This window comes from Streptomyces sp. ADMS (assembly GCF_033441795.1).
Lineage (GTDB): Bacteria > Actinomycetota > Actinomycetes > Streptomycetales > Streptomycetaceae > Streptomyces.
The window spans coordinates 1-204 of sequence record NZ_JAVFVX010000680.1 but is presented as its reverse complement, the minus strand read 5'-3'; the positions used below and the strand labels follow the sequence as shown (position 1 = coordinate 204).

Here is a 204-nt window from a genome sequence, read left to right as displayed (position 1 = left end):
GTGTCGATCCCGGCCGGGATCTTGATGCCCGCGTGGTGCCGCCAGGTGCCGATCGGGTCACCCCACGCCTCCACGGTGTACGTCCATTCACCGGGCGCGTCCGGGGTGACGTGCGCGCCCCAGCGGTCACTGCCCGGGGCGAGTTCGCGCATCGGCGTCCAGCGGCCCGGACGGCCCTCGGGGTCGCGGAGTACGACGTTCGCG

The 204-nt window shown here is 74.0% G+C and carries 1 protein-coding gene; it reads right to left on the bottom strand.

Annotated features, from left to right (window positions below; all coding sequences use genetic code 11):
- The coding region (locus tag RB628_RS42470) for a maltotransferase domain-containing protein (RefSeq protein ID WP_318325888.1) at positions 1 to 204 on the bottom strand (204 nt) is incomplete at both ends.